Raw genomic sequence first — 23,963 nt, 5'->3', positions numbered from 1 at the left:
TCAACGACCCACCTTGCGCTGCTTCTTGCGGGCCTTGGCCCGACGGGAGGTCGACAGGGCACGGGCGGCCCCGGGTTCGGTGGTGGCGCAGTTGGCGAGCAGGCCGAGCGCGGCGAGAGTGGCGAGCATGCTGGATCCACCGTACGAGATGAGCGGCAACGGCACGCCGATGACCGGCAGCAGACCCAGCACCATGCCGATGTTGATGACGGCCTGCGTGGTGATCCAGATGGTGATGCCGGCCGCCAGGTAGCGGGCGAAGCGGTCGCGGCTGCGGTGCGCGATCCGGAAGCCGGTGTACGCCAGCAGACCGAACAGCGCCAGGACGACGAGGCTGCCCGCCAGGCCGAGCTCCTCGCCGATCACGGCGAGGATGAAGTCGGTGTGCGCCTCGGGCAGGGCGCCCCACTTCTGGCGGCTGCTGCCCAGGCCCAGACCCCAGAACCCGCCGCGAGCGAACCCCATCATCGCCTTGATGGCCTGGTAGCCGGACTTCTCCGGATCGGCCATCGGGTTGAGGAACGACATGAAGCGGTCGACACGGTGCTGGGCGGTGGCGACGAAGAACAGCAGGATGACCACGAGGCCGGCACCGAAGGCCAGCATGGGCTTGAGCGGAAGGCCCGCGATCCACAGCAGTCCGGCGATGATCGCGAACAAGATGACGGCGGTGCCCAGGTCCTTCTGGAACACCACCAGGGCCGAGACCGCGCCCGCGATGGGGACGACCGGGGTGATGACGTAGCGCGCCGTGCCCAGGTACTTGTGGCGGCGCGTGTAGACGTCGGCGATCCACAGCACGATCGCGAGCTTGGCGAACTCCGAGGGCTGCAGGTTGAAGCCGGCGAACAGCGGGATCCAGTTGCGGTTGCCGTTGATCTCCATGCCCAGCGGCGTGAAGGTCAGACCGATCAGCAGCACGACGCCGAACAGGGCCGGTCGGGCGAGCTGGCGGACGCGGTCGAGCGGGATGCGCATCGCGATCACCATCGCGGTGACGCCGACGACGGCGAAGATCGCCTGACGCAGGAAGATCTCGAAGGAGTTGCCGTAGACCCGCAGGGCGAGCACCGAGCTGGCACTGAGCACCATGATCAGCCCCAGGCCGAGCAACAGCCCGGTCGTGCCCAGCACGAGCTGGTACGACGCGAGCGGACGCTCGAGCAGGGTCCGCACGGCCTCGAGCTTGCTCGACGACCGCCGAGAAGCGGTGGTACTCATGGCGTTCCTTCGGGGAAGAAGAAGAGAAACTCTCATCAGTGTGGCCCGTGGGGCGTCGACGGACCCGCATCTGGGACGCGTGTCGCGTCCCCGTCCCGGCTCAGCCGGTGACGCGGCGAACGGCCTGCGCGAACGCGTCGCCGCGGTGGGCGTAGTCGCGGAACTGGTCCATCGACGCGGCGGCGGGGGCCAGGAGGACCGTGTCGCCGGGCCGGGCCAGGCGCCCGGCGGCGGCCACGACGGCGTCCATGAGCGCCTCGGCGTCGGCGGCGTCGACGATCTCGACCGGGACGTCCGGCGCGTGCTCGGCCAGGGCGGCCGCGATCAGGTCACGGTCGGCGCCGATCAGGACCGCTCCCCGCAACCGGTCGCGGACGTCGCGCGCCAGATCGGCGTACGTCGCGCCCTTGGCCAGTCCCCCGGCCACCCAGACCACGTGGTCGAAGGCGAGCAGGGACGCCCGGGCGGCGTGCGGGTTGGTGGCCTTGGAGTCGTCGACCCAGCGCACGCCGCCACTCTCGGCGACCGTGCTGATCCGGTGGGGTCCGAGGCGGAAGGCACGCAGGCCGTCGCGGACGGCGACCGCCGGCACTCCGTGCGCGCGGGCCAGGGCCGCGGCCGCGAGGGCGTTCTCGACATTGTGCGGTGAGGCGTCGTCCAGGTCGGCCAGCGAGGCGAGCTCGGCGGCGCTGGTGACGCGCTCCTCGACGAACGCCCGGTCGACCAGCAGGTCGTCGACGATGCCGACCATGCCGACCTCGGGGATCGCCCGGGTGAAGCCGATCGCGCGGGCGCCCTCGACGACGTCGGCCTGCTCGACCAGTCGCATCGTGGCCTCGTCGGCGACGTTGTAGACGCAGGCGATCTGGGCCCGCTCGTAGACCTTGCCCTTGGCGGCGGCATAGGCCTCGGCCCCGCCGTGCCAGTCGTAGTGGTCCGGCGCGAGGTTGAGCACGGCGGCCGCCTGGGCGGACATCGACCGGGTCCAGTGCAGCTGGAAGCTCGAGAGCTCGACGGCCAGCACGTCACGGCCTGCCGGGTCCATGACCGCCTCGACGACGGGGGTGCCGACGTTGCCGACCGCCTGGGCGCGCAGCCCGGCGGCCTGCAGGATCGACTCCAGCATCTGCACGGTCGTGGTCTTGCCGTTCGTGCCGGTGACGGCCAGCCACGGAGCTGGATCCGGTCCGCGGAGGCGCCAGGCCAGCTCGACCTCGCCCCAGACGGGCACCCCACGCCCGGCGGCCTCGACCAGCAGCGGAGCGGTCGGGCGCCACCCCGGCGAGGTGACGACGAGGTCGACGTCCTGCGGCAGCGTGGCCGTGGAGCCGGGGCCGAGCCGCACGTCCGCGCCCAGCACCTCCAGCAGCTGTGCCTGCTCGGCACGGTGCCCGTCGCCCTCGGACTCGTCCAGGACGATGACGTCGGCGCCCAGGTGGTTCAGCGTGTCGGCGGCCGCGAAGCCGCTGACGCCGAAGCCGGTGACGACGGCGCGCACTCCCTCCCAGGCGTCCTCGCGCCCGAGCGACGACACGTCGCGGTCAGAAGGCACCGGCGACCCACTCCCAGTAGAAGAGGCCGATTCCGGAGACGACGCAGATGCCGCTGATGATCCAGAACCGGACCACGATCGTGATCTCGGCCCAGCCCTTGAGCTCGAAATGGTGTTGCAGCGGGGCCATGCGGAAGATCCGTTTGCCGCCGCTGAGCTTGAAGTAGCCCACCTGCAGGATCACCGAGAACGTGATGATGACGAACAGGCCGCCGATGACCGCGAGCAACAGCTCGGTGCGGGTCATCAGGGCGAAGCCGGCCATCAGGCCGCCCAGGGAGAGCGAGCCGGTGTCGCCCATGAAGATCTTGGCCGGCGAGGCGTTCCACCACAGGAAGCCGAAGCACGCACCGGTGACGGCCGAGGCGACGACGGCCAGGTCGAGCGGGTCGCGCACCTCGTAGCACTTGGGGCCGGCGTCGGGCATGAAGCAGCTCTGGTTGGACTGCCAGACGTTGATCAGGACGTACGCGCCGAAGACCATCACCGAGGCGCCCGTGGCCAGGCCGTCGAGTCCGTCGGTGAGGTTCACGCCGTTGCTGGCGCCGGCGATCATCAGCAGCACCCACAGGACCAGCAGGACGGTGGGCAGGGTCCAGGGCAGATCCCGGGTGAACGAGATCGCGTGCGTGATCGGGGTCTGGCCGTCGCCGTCCTCCCAGCCGATCGCCAGCACGGCGAACACCAGGCCGACGAGGATCTGGCCGATCATCTTGGCCTTGCTGCGCAGGCCGAGGCTGCGCTGCTTGCTGACCTTGATCCAGTCGTCGAGGAAGCCGATGGCGCCCAGCCCCACGAACAGGAACAGCAACAGCAGCGCCGAGGCGCTCGTCTCGTGCCCGGTGATGAGCTTGGCGATGGCGTAGCCCAGGACGGTGGACACGATGATGACGAGTCCACCCATGGTCGGGGTGCCGCGCTTGACGTGGTGCGACGTGGGGCCGTCATCGCGGATGAGCTGCCCGTAGCCCTTCTTCACGAGCACGGAGATCGCGAATCGGGTACCGACGAGCGTTCCCACGAGCCCGACGACCCCCGCGATCAATACGGCCAGCATCGCTTCCGTTCGTTCCTTCCGTGACGTGATTCAGTCGCGCAACAGCGCTTCGGCGACCCGCTCGAGGCGGGCGCCTCTCGATGCTTTCACAAGCACCACAGCATCGGGGTCCAGGCTCGCGGAGACGACGGTCACGGCCGTCTCGACGTCCGGGACCGACTCCCCGACCGGACCGGCGCCCTCCGCGATGTCCGCGGCGGCCGCGCCCACGGCGACGACCCGCGCGATTCCGAGGTCGGCTGCGAGCCGACCGATGCGGCGGTGCTGATCCGGCGATTCCTCGCCCAGTTCCAGCATCTCACCGAGGACGGCGACGCCGCGTCCCGGGGCCAGCTCGGCCAGGGTGCGCAGGGCCGCGGACATGGACTCGGGGTTCGCGTTGTAGGCGTCGTTGATGACCACCGCACCCGTGCTGGTCCGGTGGCGCTCCATCCGCATGGGCGACGCCGCGTGGGCCCCGGCCAGAGCGGCCACGGCGTCCGCGACGGGCACGCCCGCCGCCGTCGTGGCGGCCACCGCGGCGGCGGCGTTCATGGCCTGGTGGTCGCCCAGCTGGGGCACGGTGGCCTCGTACCGCTCACCGTCGACCTCGAGGACGAAGTGCGGGTACCCGTCCTCGTCGAGGGTGACGTCCCCCACGAGGCGGACGTCGCCGGCCCGGCCGAAGGTCACGACGCGGCCGCGCGTGCGCGAGGCCATCGCGGCCACGCGCGGGTCATCGGCGTTGAGGACCGCGATGCCGTCGGGACCGAGGGCCTCGACCAGCTCGCCCTTGGCCTGCGCCGTGCGGTCGAGACCGCCGAACTCCCCCGCATGGGCGCTGCCGACGTTCAGGACGACCGCCACGTCGGGCGGGGCGATCGCGCAGAGCGTGGCGATGTGGCCGATGCCACGCGCCCCCATCTCGAGGACCAGGTTCCGGGTGCCCTCGTCGGCACGCAGCACCGTCAGCGGCACGCCGAGCTCGTTGTTGAAGGAGCCCTCGGGCGCGACGGTGGCGCCGCGCGTCGAGAGGACGTGCGCCATCAGGTCCTTGACGCTGGTCTTGCCCTGCGACCCCGTCACGGCCACCACGGTGACGTCGGCCCCGCGGCGCAGCGCCGCCAGCCGATCGGTCGCCAACAGGCCGAGGGCGTGGACGGGCTCGTCCACCAGCACGTGCGGTCCGGGCACCTCGCGGGTGGCCAGGCTCGCGACGGCGCCGGCGTCCAGGGCCGTCCCGACGAAGTCGTTTCCGTCGACCCGCTCACCGGGGATCGCGACGAACAGCGATCCGGGCACGACCCGGCGGGAGTCGACGACGGCGGGACCGTGGACGGCGAGGGTGTCGTCGCCCTCCACGCGTCCGCGCGTCGCCTCGGCGATCTGGGCCAGTGTCGTGCGGATCACCGGACGTCCCCGATCAGCTCGGCGAGCACCTCGCGGTCGTCGAACGGGTGGACGACGTCGCCCACCTGCTGGCCGCGCTCGTGACCCTTGCCCGCGACGACGACGGTGTCGCCGGTGCGCGCGAGATCGACCGCCGCGGCGATCGCCTCGCGGCGGTCGCCGATCTCCAGCACCTGGGCGGCACCCGACTCGGCACCGGCCAGGACCTCGGCCCGGATGCTCGCGGGGTTCTCGCTGCGGGGGTTGTCGTCGGTGACGACGAGCACGTCGGCCAGCCGGGCGGCCACCTCGCCCATGAGGGGGCGCTTGCCGCGGTCGCGGTCGCCGCCGGCGCCGAGCACGAGGATGAGCCGACCGGCCGTGACGGGGCGCAGTGCGTGCAGCACGGCCTCGACCGCCTCCGGCTTGTGGGCGTAGTCGACGATCGCCGTGAAGGACTGGCCCTCCTCGACCCGCTCCATCCGGCCCGGGACGCCGCGCGCCGTGGCGATGCCATCCGCGAGGCGCTGCAGGTCGTGCCCCTCCCCGGCGAGCGCCACGACCGCCGCGACCGCGTTCGAGACGTTGAAGGCGCCCGGCAGCGGGACGGACAGCTCCGTCTCGCGGCCGTCGGGAGCGAGCAGCGTGACGTCGCTGCCCAGCCGGTGCGCCCGGATGTTGACGGCGCGCCAGTCGGCCGCCGCGCCCTCGGTGGAGAAGGTCGTCACGGGCAGGGTCGTGAGCTCGGTCAGCCGGCGACCGTGGGCGTCGTCGAGGTTGATGACGGCGCGACGGGCGTGCTCGGGGGTGAAGAGTGCGGCCTTGGCCTGGAAGTACGACTCCACGTCGTGGTGGAAGTCCAGGTGGTCGCGCCCGAGGTTCAGGAAGACCGCCGCGTCCAGCACGAAGCCGTCGACGCGACCCTGGACGATCGCGTGGCTCGAGACCTCCATCGCGCAGGCCGCGACCTGCTCCTCGGCCATGACGGCGAAGAGCGCCTGGAGGGCGGGCGCCTCCGGCGTGGTGAGGCTGCTCGCGGCGGGACGGCCTGCGATCCGGGTGCCGATCGTGCCGATCACCGCCGCGTCGGACTCCCCCAGCACCGCCTCGGCCAGGTAGGTGGTGGTCGTCTTGCCCTGGGTCCCCGTGACGCCGATCGTCGTGAAGCGCGTGCTCGGGTGACCGTAGAAGTCCGCCGCGAAGGCGGCCAGGCGGGCTCGTGGCCGGTCCACGACGACCCGGGGCACATCGGCCGGCAGCGCCGCCGCACCCTCCGGATCGGTCAGCACCGCCACCGCGCCGGCCTCGAGGGCCTGGGCGGCGAACCGAACGCCGTGGGTCGTGGCGCCGGGCAGTGCGGCGAACAGGTCGCCCGCGACCACGTCGCGAGTCGAGAGGCTGATCCCGGTGACCGTGGCGTCCCCGGAGACGGCCGATCCCGGGAGCGCATCGCCGACCCTCGCGAGGGTCCACACGGGGACGTTCAGCGGCCTGACCCTCATCTCATCCACTCGCCCCAACCTACCGGGCGCCACGCGGGCTACCAGTCCTGCTTGATCTTCGGCGGCTTCGCGCCGGTGGGCGCCACGCCGAAACGCTCCAGCGCCATGGACATGATGTCCTGGAAGACCGGGCCGGCCATCGAGCCACCACCGGCGTTGGCCGGCGGCTTGTCGATCACGACGTAGGTGATGAAGCGCGGGTTGTCCGCGGGCGCGAAGCCCATGAACGAGATCGTGTTCTGTCCGCGCACGTACCGGCCGGTGGTCGGGTTGACGCGCCACGCCGTGCCGGTCTTGCCCGCCACGCGGTAGCCCTCGATCTGCGCCGCCGGGGCGGTGCCGTCGTCGGCCGTGACCGCTTCCATCATCCGCGTGACCTCGGCGGCCGCCCCGCGCGAGACGACCCGCTGGGACTCTCCGGCCGGGGTCTTCTCGACGGAGCCGTCGGCCTTCGTCACCGAGTCGACCACCCGCGGGGTGCACATGACGCCGCCGTTGGCGATCGCGCCCACGGCGCGCACCATCTGGATCGCGTTGACCGAGACGCCCTGGCCGAACGAGGTCGTCGCCTTCTTCGCCTTGGTCCACTCGCGCACGGGCGAGACGATGCCGACCGACTCCTCCGGCAGGTCGATCCCGCTCCGGGAGCCGAAGCCGAACTTGCGCAGGTAGGAGTAGAAGGTCGAGTCCGACATCTGCTCGGCCGCCACGATCGTGCCCAGGTTGGACGACTTGGCGATGACGCCGGCCGCCGTCAGCCGCAGGGTGCCGTGCTGCCAGTAGTCGCCGATCGGGAAGCCGTCGACGACCATGCCCGAGGGGACCTTGATCTTGGTGTCCGCCGCGACCTTGCCCTGGTCGGCCAACGCCGCCATCGTGATCGTCTTCATGACCGAGCCGGGCTCGAAGACGTTGGAGACGGCGCGGTTGACCAGCGTCGCGTCGTTGACGCCGACGCGCGTGTCCGGGTTGTAGGTGGGCGCCTGCGACAGCTGCACGATCTGGCACGTGCGGACGTCCATCGTGACCGCGAGACCGTAGTCGGCCCCCGCGGAGCTCACGACGTCGCGCAGGCGCTGGTCGGCGTACCACTGCAGGTCGCGGTCGAGCGTCGTGTTGACGTCGCTGCCCGGGATCATCTCCTTGACCGTCGAGTCGGCCATCGGGATGCGCTGGCCGGTCGAGGAGACCTCGTAGGTCGACGACCCGTCCGTGCCGGTCAGCTCGCCGTCGTACTGCGCCTCGAGACCGGCGATGCCCTTGCCGTTCTCCTCGGTGATGCCCAGGACGTTGGCCGCCAGCGACCCGCCCGGGTAGCTGCGCAGGCTCTTGGTCTGCGTGAAGACGCCGGGGTACCCGGCCTCGGCCACGGCCTGGACCGCCTTGCGCGCCTCGTAGGCCGGCAGGTCCTTGGCCAGGTAGACGAACCGGGACTTCGGGGTCCGGAGCTTGCGGATCGTGTCGAAGTAGTCGATCTCGTCGCCGAGCTTCTCGTGCAGGATCCGGGCGATCTCGGGAGCCTTGTCCGCCGCCATGGACGGGTCGCCGGTGATCGTCAGCCCCTGGGTGCTGGTGACCAGCTCCTCGCCGTTGCGGTCGACGATGTCGCCGCGCGGCGCGGGGACGACGGCCTTGCGGGTGCCGGCCTCGACCGCCATCGCGGCGTACGCCTTGGCGTCGACGGCCTGGATCTGGAAGAGCCGGCCCGCGAAGAGGGCGAACAGCGCCAGGACGCAGACGACGAGGACCCGCAGCCGGGTCCGGGTGACCGAGACGGGCATCAGCCGGCCCTCCTGACGTTGGTGCCGCGCTCGGCCGGGACGGCCTCGCCGATGACCTTGCCGTCGGAGAGGCGCAGGAAGACGGGGTTCGCGTTGGGCACCATGCCCTCGCTGAGGGCACGATCGGCCAGGCCCGAGGGACTCTGCATCCGGTCGACCTCGGTGGCGAGCTGCTCCTTCTGGGCCTGCAGCAGCGTCGAGCGCTGCTGCAGCTCGTCGATGCGGAAGGCCTGGGCCTGCATCGCGGTGCTGAGCAGGATCAGGCCGACCAGTCCGGCAGCCAGGACCGAGAGCACGACCACGACGAACGGCGCCCGGCGGGCGCGGACCCGGACCGGGCCGACGAGGCGCAGTCCGACGTCACGGGCGTCGCGGCCACGGGCGGCGATCCCCGAGGCCAGCGCGGAGGAGCGGCCGACGGCCGTGCGGGTCAGGGTGCGGGGCGAGGTGGCGGTGCTCATGGGGCGGCGATCCGTTCGACAGCGCGCATCCGAACCGAACGCGCGCGGGGGTTGTCGGCGATCTCGTCCTCGCTGGCCAGCTCGGCTCCCCGGGTGAGGGACTTGAAGCGGGCCAGCATGGACTCGGGCACGACGGGCAGGTCCCGCGGAGCCTTGGAGGTGGTGACGGAGGTGATGACGCGCTTGGTGATCCGGTCCTCCAGCGAGTGGTAGGACAGCACGACGACGCGGCCACCGACCGAGAGCAGGTCGAGGGCAGCCGGCAGGGCGCGGCGGTAGACGCCGAGCTCGTCGTTGACCTCGATGCGCAGCGCCTGGAACGTGCGCTTGGCCGGGTTGCCGCCCGTGCGCCGCGCCGGCGCCGGGATGCACCGGCGGATCAGGTCGACCAGTTGGTCGCTGCGCTCGAAGGGGCGCGTCGCGCGCTCGGAGACGATCTCCTTGGCGATCCGGCGGGCGAACTTCTCCTCGCCGTACTCACGCAGGATGCGGGCCAGGTCGCCCTCGGCGTACGTGTTGAGCACGTCGGCCGCGGTCAGCTCGTCCTCGGGGTTCATGCGCATGTCCAGCGGCGCGTCCTGGGCGTAGGCGAAGCCGCGCTCGGCCAGGTCCAGCTGCATCGAGGAGACGCCGAGGTCGAACAGCACGCCGTCGACGGTCGTACGGCCGCTGGCCGCGACGACCTCGGGCAGCTCGTCGTATACCGCGTGGGCGGCCTCGAAGCGATCGCCGAACGGGGCCAGCCGCTCCCCCGCGCGTCGCAGCGCCTCACCGTCGCGGTCGACGCCGATCACGTGCAGGTTCTCGTACCGGGTCAACAGCGCCTCGGTGTGTCCGCCGAGCCCGAGGGTCGCATCGATGATGACCGGACGGTCGACCCGCTCCACGACGGGCGCGAACTCCGACACGACGCGGTCCAGCATCACCGGGACGTGCCGGGCGCTCATGCGCGCGACTCCGTCGCCTGAGGGGCACGACCGATGGGGCCCGATCCCCGCCTGCAGAGTTCTGACGCCGGGGAAGTGACGTCAGAACCCCTCAGGCGGGCATCGCGCCCCACCGTCCGCGCGCTCAGAAGATCCCGGGGAAGATCTCCTCCGACAAGTCGGCGAAGCCCTCCTCGTGCTCGTCGGAGAAGTCGTTCCATCGGGTGGAGTCCCAGATCTCGAACCGCTCGCCCGTGCCCACGACCGTGCAGTCGCGCTCCAGTCCGGCCCACTCGCGCAGCAGTTGCGAGACGGGCACACGCCCCTGCTTGTCCGGCGTCTCGTGCGCCGCACCGCCGAAGAGCATGCGGATGAAGTTGCGTGCCTGCCGGTTCGTGAACGACGCCTGCCGGGCTCGCGAGGAGAACTCGTCGAACGCCTCGGGCGTCCACCCGTAGATGCAGTGCTCCTGACCGCGGGTCAACACCACGCCGTCCGTGAGCAGTGGGCGGAACTTCGCGGGAAGGAACAGTCGCCCCTTCTCGTCCAGCCGCGGGGTGAACGTGCCGAAGAAGTGCGCTGATGCCGGTGCGGTCATCGCGTCCCTCCTGTTCCACGTTGCTCCCCTTCGCGGTCGAAGTTCGGTGTTTCCACCACTACGCACCACCTTAACCCACAACGCTCCACCATCCACCCACTTTTCGTCAAGGGACGGGGTGTGTCGCGTGAGACGGCATGCAAAAGGCCCGTCATCACGGGGATGACGGGCCGGTGGAGGGAAGTGGGGAGATTCAGCGCACCTGGTGGGGCATCAGGGGTGAGAACGCCGAAGGCCCCGCCGTGGCGGGGCCTGTCGAGGTGGTTTCAGCGGGGGCGGATCAGTAGCCGTCGTCCTGACGACGCTGCCACCGCTCCTCCATCCGCTCGACGAACGAGCCGGAGCCCTTCGGGCCTCGCGGCGAGGACGGCGTGGGACGAGTCGGCTCCTGCGCCCCGGAGATCCCCCGGCGCCAGGCACGGACGAACAGGTAGGCGGACGCCACCATCACGACGAAGCCCGCGGCGCCGATCCAGGTCATCTTGGACACGGCTCCGCCCAGCAACATCGCAATGCCGGCCAGGAAGCCCACCACACAGATGGCCGCGACACGACGGTTGTGCGCGATCAACTTGGAGCCGCGCAACGTGGACGCGAACTCGGGATCCTCTTCGGCCAAGGACTGCTCCAGTTGGGCGAGCAGTCGGGCCTCTTCGTCCGACAGTGGCACGGTGGACTCCTTGATCAGGGGTGTGATGTTGATTCTAGGCGGGCCATGGTCTGCAAACCAGCCGAACGTCCCGCGAACTGGGGAATCCGCCGGACCTCGCGCTCCAGCGCGTACAACTGCTCGCGGGCGCCCGCGGAGCCGTCCACCACGACACCGGGGACCTCGTCGCTGAGAACTCTGACTCCTTGGGCCAGGACGGGCGTCAGGCCGTGAGCCGACAGCAGCGCCTCGAGCTCCTCGGGCAGCCAGCGTCGCGGCCCGAGGCCGGCGAGGTCCCAGGTCGCATCCGGAGTGGCGGCGACGAGGGCCTGCGCGCCGGCGAAGTCGCCCGCGGCCGCTCGGCCCGCGACGGCCGCGACCCGGCCCGCCACGAGCACGCTGAGCCAGCCGCCGGGCCGCAGGACGGCGCGAGCGGCGTCCACGGCCTGCGCGGGGTCGACGACGTGCTCGAGGACCCCGTGGCAGATCACCAGGTCGATCGATCCGTCGGCGACGTGCTCGGCGAGGTCGGCCGAGTCGCCGAGACGTCCCTCGACCTCCACGCCCGCCTCGGCCGCACGTCGCGCCGAGGCGGCGAGCGCGTCGGGGCTGGGGTCGACCACGGTCACGCGGTGGCCCAGGGCTGCGACCCGGACCGCGTCCGAACCGGTGCCGCCCCCGAGGTCGAGCACGTCCAGCGAGCCGGATCCGTCCTCGGCCGCGCCGGCCTGCACCAATGCGTCGAGCACGGACTGCCACGCCAGGACGCCACGGATCGGACCCATGACGCCACCTTCCCACAGGACGGTCGGCCGGGCCGCTCGCGGTACGGTCGCGACATGGATCTCGCGGCCCTCGACCGACCCACGGATCGCCCCCACGGACCCCAGCGCGGGGTCACGGCGGACACCGGACGGAGGCCCTGAGCATGGCGAGGATCCTGGTCGTGGGCGGTGGATTCGCCGGCATGTCGGCCGCGGCCCGGCTGGCGAAGCTGCGCCACGACGTCACCGTCCTGGAGCGCGGGGCCGAGCCGGGCGGCCGGCTGCTGGGTGTCCCGATCGGTGGCGACCGCTGGGCGGCGGGCCCCGAGAGCGTGACGCTGCCGGGCGCCTTCCGCGACCTGTTCCGCAAGTCCGGCCGCCCCATGGACGCCCTCATCGCGATCAGTCCGGCCGGCCCGCGCCACCACGTGCTGCCGGCTCGTTGGCCGCGGCACACGGTGACCCTCGACCTGCCCTTCGGCACGCGCGGCGCCCAGCACGACGCCGTGGTCGCGGCGTTCGGATCGGACGCGTGGTCGCCGTGGGTCGACGAGTCACCCGATCCGTGGAACGAGCTGCGCCGCAGCGTGCTCGAGGTGGCGCACCCGCACGACTCCCCCGTTCCCGAGGTGGCCTGGAGCGACCGGTCGCTGAGCCGCACCGTCCGCGCCCTGCGCGATCCGCGGCTGCGCCGGCTCGCCGCCGACCTGCCCGGCCTCACCGAGTCCGCTCCGGGCGTCCTGGCCGTGTGGCACTACGTCGAGCGCAACTTCGGGCGCTGGCGCTTCGACGGCGGCAGTGCCGGACTGGCGACCGCCCTGACGACGCGACTGCGCGAGCGCAAGGTGACGATCGAGACCGGCGTCGACGTCGCCCGGCCGGTCGACGTCGGCGTCGAGCTCGCGGACGGATCGATCCGCGAGGCCGACGTGGTCGTGTGGGCGACGGGGACCGATCCGCTGGCGGCCGCGCCGACGCCGAGCCTGGAGCACACCGCGGTCCGCCTGGACGGCGCCACCGAGGTCCCCGACGACCTCGTCGTCCACGACTCCCACGTCGTGCGCGGGTGGCGCTCCGGAACCGACGGCTGGGTCTTCGAGGCTCCGCGGGACGTGGATCCGCTGGCGGTGCTGGCCCGCCACGGACTGGACCTCACCTCGTTCGTGACCTGGCGCGGCAGCGTCCCGGCTCCCCCGACGTCCGACGATCTGCCGCGCCCGGCCAGGAGCCCGCGCCCCGGCCTGTGGCTCGTGGGCGCCGCGGCGTCGCCCGGCGCCTCCCTCGAGGTCACGGGGATGGGCACCGCCGCGTTGGCGGAGCACCTCGGCGCCGTGCCGCGCTGAGGCCCGGCAGCGGGTTCAGACCACGCCGTCGGCGCGCAACCGCTCGAAGATCTCGCGGGTCGCGGGCGACCGGTTCAGCGTCATGAAGTGCAGGCCCGGGGCCCCACCGGCGATCAGGTCGCGGCACAGCTGCGTCGCGAGGTCGATGCCCTTGGCCCGCACCGCCTGGGGATCGTCGGCGAGCGGCTCGATCTGGTCGAGGACCTCGCGCGGCATGTCCGCACCGGAGAGCTCGGCCATCCGGGCGACCTGCTTGAGGTTCAGGATCGGCATGATGCCCGGCACGATCGGCAGGCCGCAGCCGCGCTCGCGGACCCGGCGGACCAGGCCGAAGTAGTCGTCCGCACGGAAGAACAGCTGGGAGATCGCGAAGCATGCGCCCGCCCGGGCCTTGGCCACGAGGACGTCGGCGTCGGCGTCGAGACCGTCCGCGTCCGGATGTCCCTCGGGGAAGGCCGCCACACCCACCGCGAGCCCGCCCACCTCGCGCACCAGCTCGACCAGCTCGATCGCGTGGCTCATGCCGTCGGGGTGCGGCTCCCACGGGGCACGGGGACCGCCGGCCGGGTCGCCGCGCAGCGCCAGCACGTGCCGCACGCCGGCGGCGACGTACTGCTTCAACACCGTCTCGATCTCGCCGCGGCTCTGTCCCACCAGGGTCAGGTGTCCGACGGGCGGCATGGGAGCCTCGCGGGCGATCCGCTCGGTGATGCGGACGGTCCGGTCCTGGCTGGTCCCGCCGGCGCCGTACGTCACCGAGACGAACGTCGGCTCGAGCGGCGCGAGGTCGTCGATGGTGCGCCACAGCTGCGCCTCGCCCTCGTCGTCCTTGGGCGGGAAGAACTCGAACGAGACCGCGGGCCGGTCGGAGGCCAGCGCCTGCAGGATCGGGTCCTGGCGTGCGGCGTCGTCGGTGTCGGGCATGACGTCAACGGTATCGTCACCGAGGTGACCAGCCCGGCAGATGATCCCACCTTTCGGACAGCCGTCGCCCGACAGCTGGACTCCTTCGTCGCGGACCAGCGCGGCCTGCTGACCGAGGTCGACCCGGCCGTGGGCGACCTCGTGCAGGCGGCGGTCGACTTCACCGTCGGCGGCAAGCTGTTCCGGCCGACCTTCTGCCACGCCGGCTGGCTGCTCGCCGGCGGCTCCCCCGCCGAACCGCGCATCGCCGCCGCCGGTGCCGCGTTCGAGTGGCTCCAGGGCAGCGCCCTGGTCCACGACGACCTCATGGACGGCTCCGACACGCGTCGCGGCCGACCGAGCGTGCACCGCGACTTCGAGGCGCGGCACGTCGCCGCCGGCGCGGTGGGCGACCCCGAGCAGTACGGCGCCCGCGTCGCGATCCTGCTCGGCGATCTGATGCTGTCGTGGGCGGACGAGCACTTCCGTCGCGCCGAGCCCGACGCCCGGACGGCCCGTCTGTGGGACGCCTGCAAGTCCGAGGTCGTCTCCGGGCAGTTCCTCGACGTGCTGGCCCAGACCCGCGAGACGGTCGACGTCGCCAGCGCCATGCACGTCATCCGGTTCAAGTCCGCCAAGTACACGATCGAGCGGCCGCTGCACGTGGGCGCCGCCCTCGCCGGGGGCGACGACACCCTGTTGTCCCGCCTGACCGACGTGGCCCTGCCGCTGGGCGAGGCCTTCCAGCTGCGCGACGACGTGCTCGGGGTCTTCGGTGATCCCGCCGACACCGGCAAGCCGGCCGGCGACGACCTGCGTGAGGGCAAGCGGACCGTCCTGGTGGCCCGGACGGCCGACGTGGCCGGCGACGCGCACGTCCTGTCCCTGCTGGGCCGGCCCGAGGGCGTCGACGAGCTGCGGGACCTCATCGAGGCCAGCGGCGCGCTGACCGAGGTCGAGCGCGACATCGATCGGCTCGTCGCGCAGGCCGAGCGGGCCATCGCGGTGCTCGGTGACGAGGCCGCCGAGGTGCTCGACCCCCTGGTCGACGCGGCGACCCGACGCGTCCGCTGATCCGCCGGACCACCGGACTTCGGGGAGCGACCCCTAGAATCAAGGTGTTCCAGGAGGCGCGCATGACGGTCACGGATGACGACGCACTGGTCGGGCGGACGCTCGACCAGCGTTACGTGATCCACGAACGCATCGCCCGTGGCGGCATGGCCAGCGTCTTCCGCGCCACCGATCTGCGCCTCGACCGGGTCGTCGCCGTGAAGATCATGCACCCCGACACCGACCTGGCCGACACCCCCGAACGGTTCGTCCGTGAGGCCCAGTCCGCCGCCAAGCTGAACCATCGCGGCATCGTCTCGGTCTACGACCAGGGCGTCGACGGGGACACCATCTACCTCGTCATGGAGTACGTCCCCGGACGCACCCTGCGCGACGTCCTGCGCGAGGAGGCCCCGATGCCCCCGCGCCGCGCGCTGTCCTACCTCGAGCCCGTGCTCATGGCCCTGTCCGCGGCGCACGACGCCCGGCTGATCCACCGCGACATCAAGCCCGAGAACGTCCTCATCTCCACGACCGGCGAGGTCAAGCTGGCCGACTTCGGGCTGGCGCGCGCCATCAGCACCGAGTCGACGCTGGACAGCGTCCTCGTCGGCACGGTCTCGTACCTGGCGCCCGAGGTCATCACCCACCAGGGCGCCGATCCACGCACCGACGTCTACGCCTGCGGCGCGATGCTCTTCGAGATGCTGACGGGCCGCAAGCCCCATGTCGGCGACTCGCCCCTGGCGGTGGCGCACCTGCACGTCAACGAGGACGTCGAGCCGCCCTCGAAACTGCAGCCGGGCATTCCCCCGTACCTGGACGCGCTCGTGATGCGCGCCATGACCCGCGACCGCGGCCGCCGCTCCCCCGACGCCCGCGTGCTGCTGCACCAGGTCCGTCAGGTCCAGCGGGCGCTCGCCGCCGGACTGGCCGACGATCCCGATCTGACCAGCGACCTGCTGCCCGGAGCCGGACCCACGCCCGCCGAGATGCCGACGCTCGACCGCGTGCCGGCCGACGTCGAGCTGACCGCTCCGGTCGCCTCCTGGACGGACGGTCCCCCGACGCAGGCGACGACCTCGGTCAGTGAGCCCACCACGACCTTCGGTGCGGCCGCGCCGCCTCCCGTGGTGCCGCCCGAGCCGGCCGTCGCGACGGCACGCAGCCGACGCGGCCCGGTGCTGCTGATGGCTGCGGTGGGCGCCCTCGCCGCCACCGCCCTGCTCGGTTGGTACCTCGCCATCGGCCGGTACGAGACGGTCCCGAACCTGGTGTCCATGGATCGCCAGGAGGCGGTCGAGGCCGCCGAGTCGGCCGGCTTCGCCGTCGAGGTGGGCGACCCCGCGTTCTCCGAGGTCGTCGAGAAGGGCGCCGTCGTCTCGACCGACCCCGACGCCGGCTCGCGCCTGCTGCCGGACGAGACCATCACCCTGACCCTCTCCAAGGGCAAGGAGCGGTACGAGATCCCCAACATCCAGGGCCGCACCGTCGCCGAGGCCGAGACGATCCTGGGTGCCCGGCACCTGCGTGTCGGCGAGGTGACCGAGGAGTTCAGTGACAAGGTCCCCACCGACGGGATCATCAAGTCCTCGAGCCACAAGGTCGGCGATCAGGTCAAGCGCGACACCGAGGTCGACCTCGTCGTCAGCAAGGGCCCGCGCCCGATCAAGATCCAGGACCACACCGGCGATCCGGCCGACGAGGCCACCGCCGAGCTCCAGGGCCAGGGCTTCACGGTCCGCACCGTCGAGGAGAACAGCGACTCGGTCAAGAAGGGTCGCGTCATCTCCCAGACGCCCTCGTCGGGCACCGGCGTGCGCGGGGACACGATCACGCTGACGGTCTCGCAGGGTCCCCCGCTCGTCGTGGTGCCGGACCTCAAGGGCAAGACCGAGGACGAGGCACGCGCCGCTCTCGACGCGCTCGGGCTCAAGCTGAACGCCGCGCGCAATCCGTTCGCCGGTGCCGACGCGCGGGTCCAGTACCAGATGACCGACGCGGGCAAGAAGATCAAGCGCGGGTCGACCGTGACGGTCTTCCTGTCCTGAGCCTGTCGGCCCGGTCCCCCGGGTGGGGCGCCGAGGGCGCCCCGATCCTCAGGAGCGGCCGGCGAGCATCTCCGCGACGAGGAACGCCAGCTCCAGCGACTGCGCGCGGTTCAGGCGCGGGTCGCACAGCGTCTCGTAGCGGTGCTCGAGGTCCTGCGCCGACAGCTTCATGCCGCCGCCCAGGCACTCGGTGACGTCGTCGCCGGTGAGCTCGACGTGCAGACCGCCGGGCCACGTGCCCAGCGAGCGGTGCACCTCGAAGAAGCCGCGCACCTCGTCGATCACGGCGTCGAACTCACGGGTCTTGTAGCCGTTGTCGGTGGCGAACGTGTTGCCGTGCATCGGATCGGTGACCCAGGCGACCTCGGCACCCGCGGCCGTGACCTTCTCGACCAGCGTCGGCAGCAGGTCGCGGATCTTCTCGGCGCCGAAGCGGGTGATGAAGGTGACCTTGCCCGGGACGCGGTCGGGATTGAGCTTCTCGTATAGGGCGAGCGCGTCGTCGGCGCTGCTGGTCGGGCCGAGCTTGACGCCGATGGGGTTGGCGATGCGGCTCAGCAGCTCGACGTGCGCGCCGTCGAGCTGGCGCGTGCGCTCGCCGATCCACACGAAGTGGCCGGACACGTCGTACGGCAGGTCCGTGCGCGAGTCGATGCGCGTCAGGGCGTGCTCGTACTCGAGCACGAGCGCCTCGTGCGAGGAGTAGAAGTCGACGGTGTGCAGCTCGTCGGGATCGGCGCCGATGGCCTCCATGAACGCCAGCGCGCGATCGATCTCGTCGCCGATGCGCTCGTAGCGCTCGCGGACGGGGCTGTTGCGCACGAAGTCGGTGTTCCACGTGTGCATCTGCTTCAGGTCGGCGTAACCGCCGGTCGTGAAGGCGCGCGCGAGGTTCAAGGTGGCGCTGGACGCGTGGTAGACGTCGAGCAGGCGCTGCGGGTCGGGGTGGCGCGCCTCGGGCGTGAAGTCGAAGCCGTTGACCGCGTCGCCGCGGTAGGCCGGCAGCGTGACGCCGTCGCGCGTCTCGGTGTCGCTGGAGCGCGGTTTGGCGTACTGGCCGGCGAGACGGCCGACCTTGACCACCGGGACGCTGGCGGCGTACGTCAGCACGACGGCCATCGACAGCAGGACCCGCAGCTTGTTGCGGACGTTCTCGGCGGTGACGCCCTCGAAGGTCTCGGCGCAGTCGCCACCTTGGAGCAGGAACGCCTCACCGCGGGCGACGGCCGCCATCTTGTCGCGCAGCGCGTCGCACTCGCCGGCAAAGACCAGCGGCGGCATCTTCCTCAGCTTCTCGACGGCACGATCACGCGCGTCGAGGTCGGGGTACGTCGGCTGCTGTGCAGCACCGATCGCACGCAGTTCTTCCAGGCTGGGGATGCTCACCGGGCAAGGATACGCGACCCGCCTGTGGGCCCGACACGATGTCCAGCCCACGAGAGCCGGTCGCCACGAACCGCGGCGCCCCGGGGCCTACTCGGCGATCTCCTCCCAGATCTCCTGCGCCTCGGCCCGCTCGCGCTCACGGGCGGCCTGCTTCTCCAGCTCCTTGTCGCGCTTCTTCGCGTCGGGGGCGTAGAGGTCGACGTACTCCTGGCCGGACAGGTTCATGATCTCGTACATGATCTCGTCGGTGACCGCGCGCAGGATGTAGCGATCGTCCTGCATGCCGTCGTAGCGCGAGAAGTCCAGCGGCTTGCCGAAGCGCACGCCCGGACGGGCGTACCGGCCGAAGATCTTGCCCGGAGGGGCGACGATGTCGGTGTTGATGACGGCCACGGGGATCACGGGGACCTTCGCCTCCAGCGCCAGCCGCGCGACCCCGGTGCGGCCGCGGTAGAGCTTGCCGTCGTGCGAGCGGGTGCCCTCGGGATAGATGCCGCAGACCTCGCCGTCGGCCAGCAGCCGCAACTGCGTGCGGATCGCGCCGGCGGCGGCCGTGCCGCTGCTGCGGTCGATCGGGACCTGACCCGACCCGGAGAAGAACTGGCGCTGCAGGAAGCCCTTGAGACCGGTCCCCTCGAAGTACTCGGCCTTGGCCACGAACGTCACCCGGCGCGGGATGACGAGCGGCATGAAGAGCCAGTCGCTGTACGACAGGTGGTTGCTGGCCAGGATGACGGCGCCCTCGCGCGGGACGTTCTCGGTCCCCTCGGCCCATGGCCTGAAGATCAGCTTCAGCACCGGACCCAGCGCCAGGAACTTCAGGAACCAATAGAACACGCACGAGACATTACCGCGCCGCTCCGCGACCGAGCGTGACATGGGGCACGATGGCGTCATGTCCGACTCCTCCGTGCACGGCCACTCCCCCGTCCGGACGGGCGCCGAACCCTTCTACGCGCCCGGCGGGCGCGTCGGGATCCTGCTGAGCCACGGCTTCACGGGGTCGCCGGCGTCGATGGCCCCCTGGGGCCGATTCCTGGCCGAGCTGGGTCACACGGTCGCGGTGCCTCGCCTCCCGGGTCACGGCACCACGTGGCAGGAGATGAACACGACGACGTGGCGCGACTGGTACGGCGAGGTGGACGACGCGCTGACCGAGCTGCGCTCACAGTGCGAGTGGGTCGCGGTGTGCGGCTTGTCGATGGGCGGGGCCCTGGCGCTGCGCCTGGCCGAGCAGCGGCCCGAGGACGTCGACGCCCTGGTGCTGGTCAATCCCGCGATCGCCCTGAAGCGCCGCGACCTGCTGGCCGTCCCGTTGCTCAGCCGCTTCGTGCCCTCGCTGGCGGGCGTCGGGAACGACATCAAGCTCGCCGGCCAGGACGAGGTCGCCTACGACCGGACGCCGTTGAAGGCCCTGGCCTCCCAACTGCAGCTGTGGCGCGACGTGCGCGAGAACCTCGAACAGGTCACCGCTCCCCTGCTGATGTTCCGCTCGGTCGAGGACCACGTCGTCGACGAGATCACGGCCCGGCTGGTCCTCGACGGCGTCTCCTCGTCGCAGGTCGAGCTGATCGAACTGCGGGACAGCTTCCACGTCGCGACGCTCGATCATGATGCGGAGTTCATCATGGAGACATCGGCGCAGTTCATCGCCGATCACGCACCCACCCCCTGAGGGTGGCCGTATCCACCGGGAGGCCGTCGTGACCGACGCATCCTCGTCACCCGACGACTTCGATCGCATCGTCGAGGGCTTGGACCTGGACCTGACCGGCCTGGAGGACTTCGACGCCTCCGCCGCCCGGGTGACGGCCGAGCGCGAGCGCGCCGAGGCGCAGGCTCGCGAGGAGTGGCGCCGTGCGGCCGAGGCGCAGGAGAACCCCGACGACCAGTTCTACCGTGAGGTCGGACCGGCCCAGCTGCGCTCGCGGGGGCGGGTCCGCTTCGCCTGGTTCGTCTTCGTGGGCGGTCCCGCGCTGCTGCTGGTCACCACCATGGCGTCCATGCCGTTGCCGACGTTCGTGGCCGCCCTGGTGGTCATCGCGATCGTCGTCGCCGTCGTCTATCTGATCTCGCAACTGCCGGACCGCGGACCGAGTAACCCGGACTGGCCAGACGACGGCGCCGCGCTCTGAGCCGAGCCAGGTCGGCCGCGCCGACCAGTCCGGCGTCGTTCCCCAGGTGCGCCGCGACGATCCGCGCCTCCGAGCGGTAGCCCCGTCCGGTCAGGTGATCCGCGAACGCGTGACGCGCGGGACGCAGGAGTGCCTCGCCGTTCTCACTGACACCGCCGCCGATGACGAAGATCCCCGGGTCGAGGGCCGCCGCGAGATTGGCCAGCCCGATGCCGAGCCACCGGCCGACGTCGCCCACCCACGCGATCGCCTCCTCGTCCCCGGCCATCGCCAGCCGACCGACGGTCGTGCCGTCGACCTGCTCCGGGGTACCGGCCAGGTCGACCAGGGCCCGGCCGATGTCCGAGCCCTCGGCGACGGCAGCCGAGGCCCGTCGCTGGAGCACGCGCCCGCTGGCGTACTGCTCCCAACATCCGCGATTGCCGCACGGGCACGGCCGGCCGTCCTCGACGACACGCTGGTGACCGAACTCCCCCGCCATGCCGGAGTGGCCGCGGTACAGGCGCCCGTCGAGCACCATGGCGCCGCCGATGCCCGTGCCGAGATTGACCATCACGACGTCCGGGTGGTTCTGCGCGGCGCCGAAGCGCCACTCGGCCCAGCCCGCCGCGTTGGCGTCGTTGTCGACCAGGACCGGCAGGGCGGTGCGTCGCACGAGGGCATCGCGCAAGGGCTCGTTGCGCCAGGCCAGGTGGGGCGAGAAGACGACGGTGGAGCCCGTGACGTCGACGTACCCGGCCGCACCCACGCCGACGGCCCGGACGACGTACTGGGCGCGGAACTCCGCGACGATCTCGGTGATCGCGTCCAGGACGGCCGTCGGGTCGGTGGTCGGGGTCGCGCGGCGCGCGCGAGCCACGACCCGGCCGTCCTCGTCGACGACTCCGCCGGCGATCTTCGTGCCACCGACGTCGATGCCGACCGCGAGCCGCTCAGACACCGGTCCGGCTCTCGACGCGTTGCTTGAGGCCCTTCAGGGCGGTGTCGACGATGACCTTCTCGGCCTTGCGCCGGAGCATCCCCAGCAGCGGCAGTCTCAACTCGACCGCCAGCTGATAGGTCACCCGCGTCCGCCCGCCGGCGACGGCGTCGAGCGTGTACGAGCCGTCCATCGCCGAGAGCATCGTCTCGTCCTGCGGCACCAGACTCCACGTCACCAGCCGCTCGCCGCGCCAGTCGTAGCGCAACGTGAACGTGTCGCGGATGGGAGCGGAGTCCACGACGAAGCGGACGTCGCGCGGCCGGCCCTCGTGGTCACGCTCCAGCACGGTGACTTCACGCATCCCGGTGGCCCAGTCGGGGTAGGCGCCGAACGCCGATATGACTGACATCACAGCACTGGGCGGAGCATCGATCACGATGTCACTGACGGTGCGCGCCATGTCCACCTCCCTCGACTGCCGCACAGCCTATCGGCGCATGACCGCCGTCGGCGGGAAGGTACGGTGCTGTCTGTGAGCACGCAGAATTCCCCCGCCGTGACCGTCGATGACTGGGGCACCCTCAGCCAGGACATCCTCGACCGGCTCGAGGCCGATCGCGACAAGGTGGCCCTGCGCCGCGTGGTCGACGGAGACTGGGTCGACGTCACCTTGGCCCAGTTCCACGCCGAGGTGACCGCAGCCGCCAAGGGCCTGCTCGCCGACGGTGTCGGCCACCGCGACCGCGTCGCGATCCTGGCGAAGACCCGGTACGAGTGGACGGTCCTGGACTACGCGAACTGGTGGATCGGCGCCGTGACCGTCCCGATCTACGAGACCTCCTCGGCCTCGCAGATCGCCTGGATCCTGGCCGACTCCGGTGCGACGCACATCTTCTACGAGAACGAGGAGCACCGGCTCCGCATCGAGGAGGCGCGCCCCGAGACGCCCGAGCTGCGGTCGATCCGGCCGCTGGGCGACGTCCTGACGTCGCTGGCCGCCGAGGGCGCGGACGTCGACGACGACACCGTCGAGAAGCGTCGCGCGGCCGTCAGCCCCGACGACTTCGCGACCCTGATCTACACCTCGGGCACGACGGGTCGTCCCAAGGGCTGCGAGCTGACGCACGCGAACTTCCGCGCCGAGCTGTTCGGCGCCAAGGTCCGGCTCGAGGAGATGTTCGCCGCCGAGGGCGCCTCGACGTTGCTGTTCCTGCCGCTGGCGCACGTGTTCGCCCGGATCATCCAGGTCGGCGCGATCCGCTACGGCTCGGTGCTGGGCCACACCGCCGACATCGCGAACCTCGTCGATCATCTCGGCCAGTTCCGACCCACCTTCATCCTCGCCGTCCCGCGCGTGTTCGAGAAGGTCTTCAACTCCGCGAGCACCAAGGCCTACGCCGAGGGCAAGGGTCGGATCTTCGACGCCGCCGTGCGGACCGCGATCGCCTACAGCCGTGCCACCGAGTCGGGCCGCCCCTCCCTGACGCTCAAGTCCAAGCACGCGCTGTACTCCAAGCTCGTCTACAGCAAGCTACGCAACGCCCTGGGCGGCCGCGCCGAGTTCGCGATCTCCGGCGGCGCACCCCTGGGCGACCGCCTCGGCCACTTCTACCGCGGCATCGGCGTGAACGTCCTCGAGGGCTACGGCCTGACCGAGACCACGGCGGCGCTGACGGTCAACCACCCCGGCGCCCAGCGCATCGGCACCGTCGGGCCGCCGCTCCCGGGCGTCGAGGTCCGTATCGCCGAGGACGGCGAGCTGCAGTTCCGCGGCCCGCAGGTGTTCGTCGGCTACTGGAACGCCGAGACCGCCACGCGCAACGTGCTCAGCCAGGACGGCTGGTTCTCGACCGGCGACCTCGGCGAGGTCACCGAGGACGGCTTCGTCAAGATCACGGGCCGCAAGAAGGAGCTGATCGTCACCGCGGGCGGCAAGAACGTCTCGCCGGCGATCCTCGAGGATCGCGTGCGGTCGCACTCGCTGGTCAGCCAGTGCCTGGTCGTCGGTGAGGGCAAGCCCTTCGTCGCCGCGCTCGTCACGATCGACCGCGAGGCGTGGGAGGGCGACCTGGACGACCCCGCGCTGCTCGAGCAGGTCCAGAAGGCGGTGGACGACGCCAACAGCCAGGTGTCGCGCGCCGAGGCGATCCGCAAGTTCGCGATCATCGAGGAGGACTGGACCGAGGAGAACGGCTACCTGACGCCCTCGTTCAAGGTCAAGCGCCACATGGTCGTGCGCGATCTGCACGACCGGATCGAAGCGCTCTACGTCCGCTGAGACGCAGCAACGA

At 71.5% G+C, this 23,963-nt stretch carries 22 protein-coding genes; 6 read left to right on the top strand and 16 right to left on the bottom strand.

What is annotated here, in order from left to right; all coding sequences use genetic code 11:
- The 11 genes from ftsW to H9L21_RS05960 all read right to left on the bottom strand — a co-directional run bounded on the left by ftsW (nt 1) and on the right by H9L21_RS05960 (nt 11,900).
- A complete protein-coding gene (gene ftsW, locus H9L21_RS06010; protein ID WP_154595276.1) occupies nt 1-1,221 on the bottom strand; it encodes a putative lipid II flippase FtsW in 1,221 nt (406 codons plus the stop codon).
- 100 nt (nt 1,222-1,321) lie between these two features.
- On the bottom strand, nt 1,322-2,773 hold the full coding sequence (murD, locus tag H9L21_RS06005) for a UDP-N-acetylmuramoyl-L-alanine--D-glutamate ligase (protein WP_255467367.1): 1,452 nt from the start codon (nt 2,771-2,773) through the stop codon (nt 1,322-1,324).
- Nucleotides 2,763-3,830: a phospho-N-acetylmuramoyl-pentapeptide-transferase gene (mraY, locus tag H9L21_RS06000; RefSeq protein ID WP_154595277.1), complete on the bottom strand. Its 1,068-nt coding sequence runs from the start codon at nt 3,828-3,830 to the stop codon at nt 2,763-2,765. Before mraY ends, murD begins: the two co-directional genes overlap by 11 nt.
- A 30-nt stretch (nt 3,831-3,860) precedes the next feature.
- Nucleotides 3,861-5,219 carry a UDP-N-acetylmuramoyl-tripeptide--D-alanyl-D-alanine ligase gene (locus H9L21_RS05995; RefSeq protein WP_187411852.1) on the bottom strand — a complete coding sequence of 453 codons (1,359 nt, stop codon included), beginning with the start codon at nt 5,217-5,219 and terminating at the stop codon, nt 3,861-3,863.
- The gene (locus H9L21_RS05990) at nt 5,216-6,700 is read right to left on the bottom strand and encodes a UDP-N-acetylmuramoyl-L-alanyl-D-glutamate--2,6-diaminopimelate ligase (protein ID WP_154596234.1); all 1,485 of its coding nucleotides are present in this window, start codon (nt 6,698-6,700) and stop codon (nt 5,216-5,218) included. Before H9L21_RS05990 ends, H9L21_RS05995 begins: the two co-directional genes overlap by 4 nt.
- Nucleotides 6,701-6,738: 38 nt before the next feature.
- Nucleotides 6,739-8,481 (bottom strand): peptidoglycan D,D-transpeptidase FtsI family protein, encoded by a 1,743-nt coding sequence (locus H9L21_RS05985; protein WP_154595278.1) that lies wholly within the window; start codon nt 8,479-8,481, stop codon nt 6,739-6,741.
- Nucleotides 8,481-8,942 (bottom strand): cell division protein FtsL, encoded by a 462-nt coding sequence (gene ftsL / locus H9L21_RS05980; protein ID WP_154595279.1) that lies wholly within the window; start codon nt 8,940-8,942, stop codon nt 8,481-8,483. Before ftsL ends, H9L21_RS05985 begins: the two co-directional genes overlap by 1 nt.
- The gene (gene rsmH, locus H9L21_RS05975) at nt 8,939-9,889 is read right to left on the bottom strand and encodes a 16S rRNA (cytosine(1402)-N(4))-methyltransferase RsmH (RefSeq protein ID WP_154595280.1); all 951 of its coding nucleotides are present in this window, start codon (nt 9,887-9,889) and stop codon (nt 8,939-8,941) included. The genes ftsL and rsmH overlap by 4 nt, the downstream gene beginning before the upstream one ends.
- 124 nt (nt 9,890-10,013) lie before the next feature.
- Nucleotides 10,014-10,466 carry a division/cell wall cluster transcriptional repressor MraZ gene (gene mraZ, locus H9L21_RS05970; protein WP_154595281.1) on the bottom strand — a complete coding sequence of 151 codons (453 nt, stop codon included), beginning with the start codon at nt 10,464-10,466 and terminating at the stop codon, nt 10,014-10,016.
- 280 nt (nt 10,467-10,746) lie between these two features.
- A complete protein-coding gene (locus H9L21_RS05965) occupies nt 10,747-11,136 on the bottom strand; it encodes an SCO2097 family morphological protein (RefSeq protein WP_187411851.1) in 390 nt (129 codons plus the stop codon).
- Between the two features lie 14 nt (nt 11,137-11,150).
- A complete protein-coding gene (locus H9L21_RS05960) occupies nt 11,151-11,900 on the bottom strand; it encodes a class I SAM-dependent methyltransferase (RefSeq protein WP_154595282.1) in 750 nt (249 codons plus the stop codon).
- Nucleotides 11,901-12,043: 143 nt separating this feature from the next.
- Here H9L21_RS05960 and H9L21_RS05955 point away from each other — a divergent pair, with 143 nt between their 5' ends.
- On the top strand, nt 12,044-13,222 hold the full coding sequence (locus H9L21_RS05955; RefSeq protein ID WP_154595283.1) for a phytoene desaturase family protein: 1,179 nt from the start codon (nt 12,044-12,046) through the stop codon (nt 13,220-13,222).
- Nucleotides 13,223-13,237: 15 nt separating this feature from the next.
- On the opposite strand, the gene metF is transcribed toward H9L21_RS05955, so the two are convergent.
- On the bottom strand, nt 13,238-14,146 hold the full coding sequence (metF, locus tag H9L21_RS05950; RefSeq protein WP_154595284.1) for a methylenetetrahydrofolate reductase [NAD(P)H]: 909 nt from the start codon (nt 14,144-14,146) through the stop codon (nt 13,238-13,240).
- 24 nt (nt 14,147-14,170) lie between these two features.
- Here metF and H9L21_RS05945 point away from each other — a divergent pair, with 24 nt between their 5' ends.
- Nucleotides 14,171-15,199, top strand: a complete 1,029-nt coding sequence (locus tag H9L21_RS05945; RefSeq protein WP_255467366.1) for a polyprenyl synthetase family protein — start codon at nt 14,171-14,173, stop codon at nt 15,197-15,199.
- A 62-nt stretch (nt 15,200-15,261) separates the two neighbouring features.
- Entirely contained in the window at nt 15,262-17,229 is a 1,968-nt protein-coding gene (pknB, locus tag H9L21_RS05940) for a Stk1 family PASTA domain-containing Ser/Thr kinase (RefSeq protein ID WP_154595285.1), read from the top strand.
- Between the two features lie 48 nt (nt 17,230-17,277).
- On the opposite strand, the gene H9L21_RS05935 is transcribed toward pknB, so the two are convergent.
- Both H9L21_RS05935 and H9L21_RS05930 read right to left on the bottom strand, forming a co-directional pair.
- Entirely contained in the window at nt 17,278-18,615 is a 1,338-nt protein-coding gene (locus H9L21_RS05935) for a class II 3-deoxy-7-phosphoheptulonate synthase (RefSeq protein ID WP_255467365.1), read from the bottom strand.
- A gap of 87 nt (nt 18,616-18,702) precedes the next feature.
- Nucleotides 18,703-19,452 carry a lysophospholipid acyltransferase family protein gene (locus H9L21_RS05930; RefSeq protein WP_187411850.1) on the bottom strand — a complete coding sequence of 250 codons (750 nt, stop codon included), beginning with the start codon at nt 19,450-19,452 and terminating at the stop codon, nt 18,703-18,705.
- Between the two features lie 58 nt (nt 19,453-19,510).
- On the opposite strand from H9L21_RS05930, the gene H9L21_RS05925 reads away from it, so the two are divergent.
- The gene (locus H9L21_RS05925) at nt 19,511-20,290 is read left to right on the top strand and encodes an alpha/beta hydrolase (protein WP_154595287.1); all 780 of its coding nucleotides are present in this window, start codon (nt 19,511-19,513) and stop codon (nt 20,288-20,290) included.
- Nucleotides 20,291-20,318: 28 nt separating this feature from the next.
- Nucleotides 20,319-20,750: a hypothetical protein gene (locus tag H9L21_RS05920; protein ID WP_154595288.1), complete on the top strand. Its 432-nt coding sequence runs from the start codon at nt 20,319-20,321 to the stop codon at nt 20,748-20,750.
- On the opposite strand, the gene H9L21_RS05915 is transcribed toward H9L21_RS05920, so the two are convergent.
- Nucleotides 20,653-21,690: an ROK family glucokinase gene (locus H9L21_RS05915; protein ID WP_187411849.1), complete on the bottom strand. Its 1,038-nt coding sequence runs from the start codon at nt 21,688-21,690 to the stop codon at nt 20,653-20,655. The genes H9L21_RS05920 and H9L21_RS05915 overlap by 98 nt on opposite strands.
- Nucleotides 21,683-22,132 (bottom strand): SRPBCC family protein, encoded by a 450-nt coding sequence (locus tag H9L21_RS05910; protein ID WP_154595289.1) that lies wholly within the window; start codon nt 22,130-22,132, stop codon nt 21,683-21,685. Before H9L21_RS05910 ends, H9L21_RS05915 begins: the two co-directional genes overlap by 8 nt.
- A 72-nt stretch (nt 22,133-22,204) precedes the next feature.
- Between H9L21_RS05910 and H9L21_RS05905 the strand changes: the two genes are divergently transcribed.
- Entirely contained in the window at nt 22,205-23,950 is a 1,746-nt protein-coding gene (locus tag H9L21_RS05905; RefSeq protein ID WP_187411848.1) for an AMP-dependent synthetase/ligase, read from the top strand.
- Nucleotides 23,951-23,963: the final 13 nt, after the last annotated feature.

Source organism: Aeromicrobium senzhongii (genome assembly GCF_014334735.1).
Taxonomy (GTDB): Bacteria; Actinomycetota; Actinomycetes; order Propionibacteriales; family Nocardioidaceae; genus Aeromicrobium; species Aeromicrobium senzhongii.
Note: the sequence above shows the minus strand (reverse complement) of the source record. Positions and strands in the feature narration are given on the sequence as shown.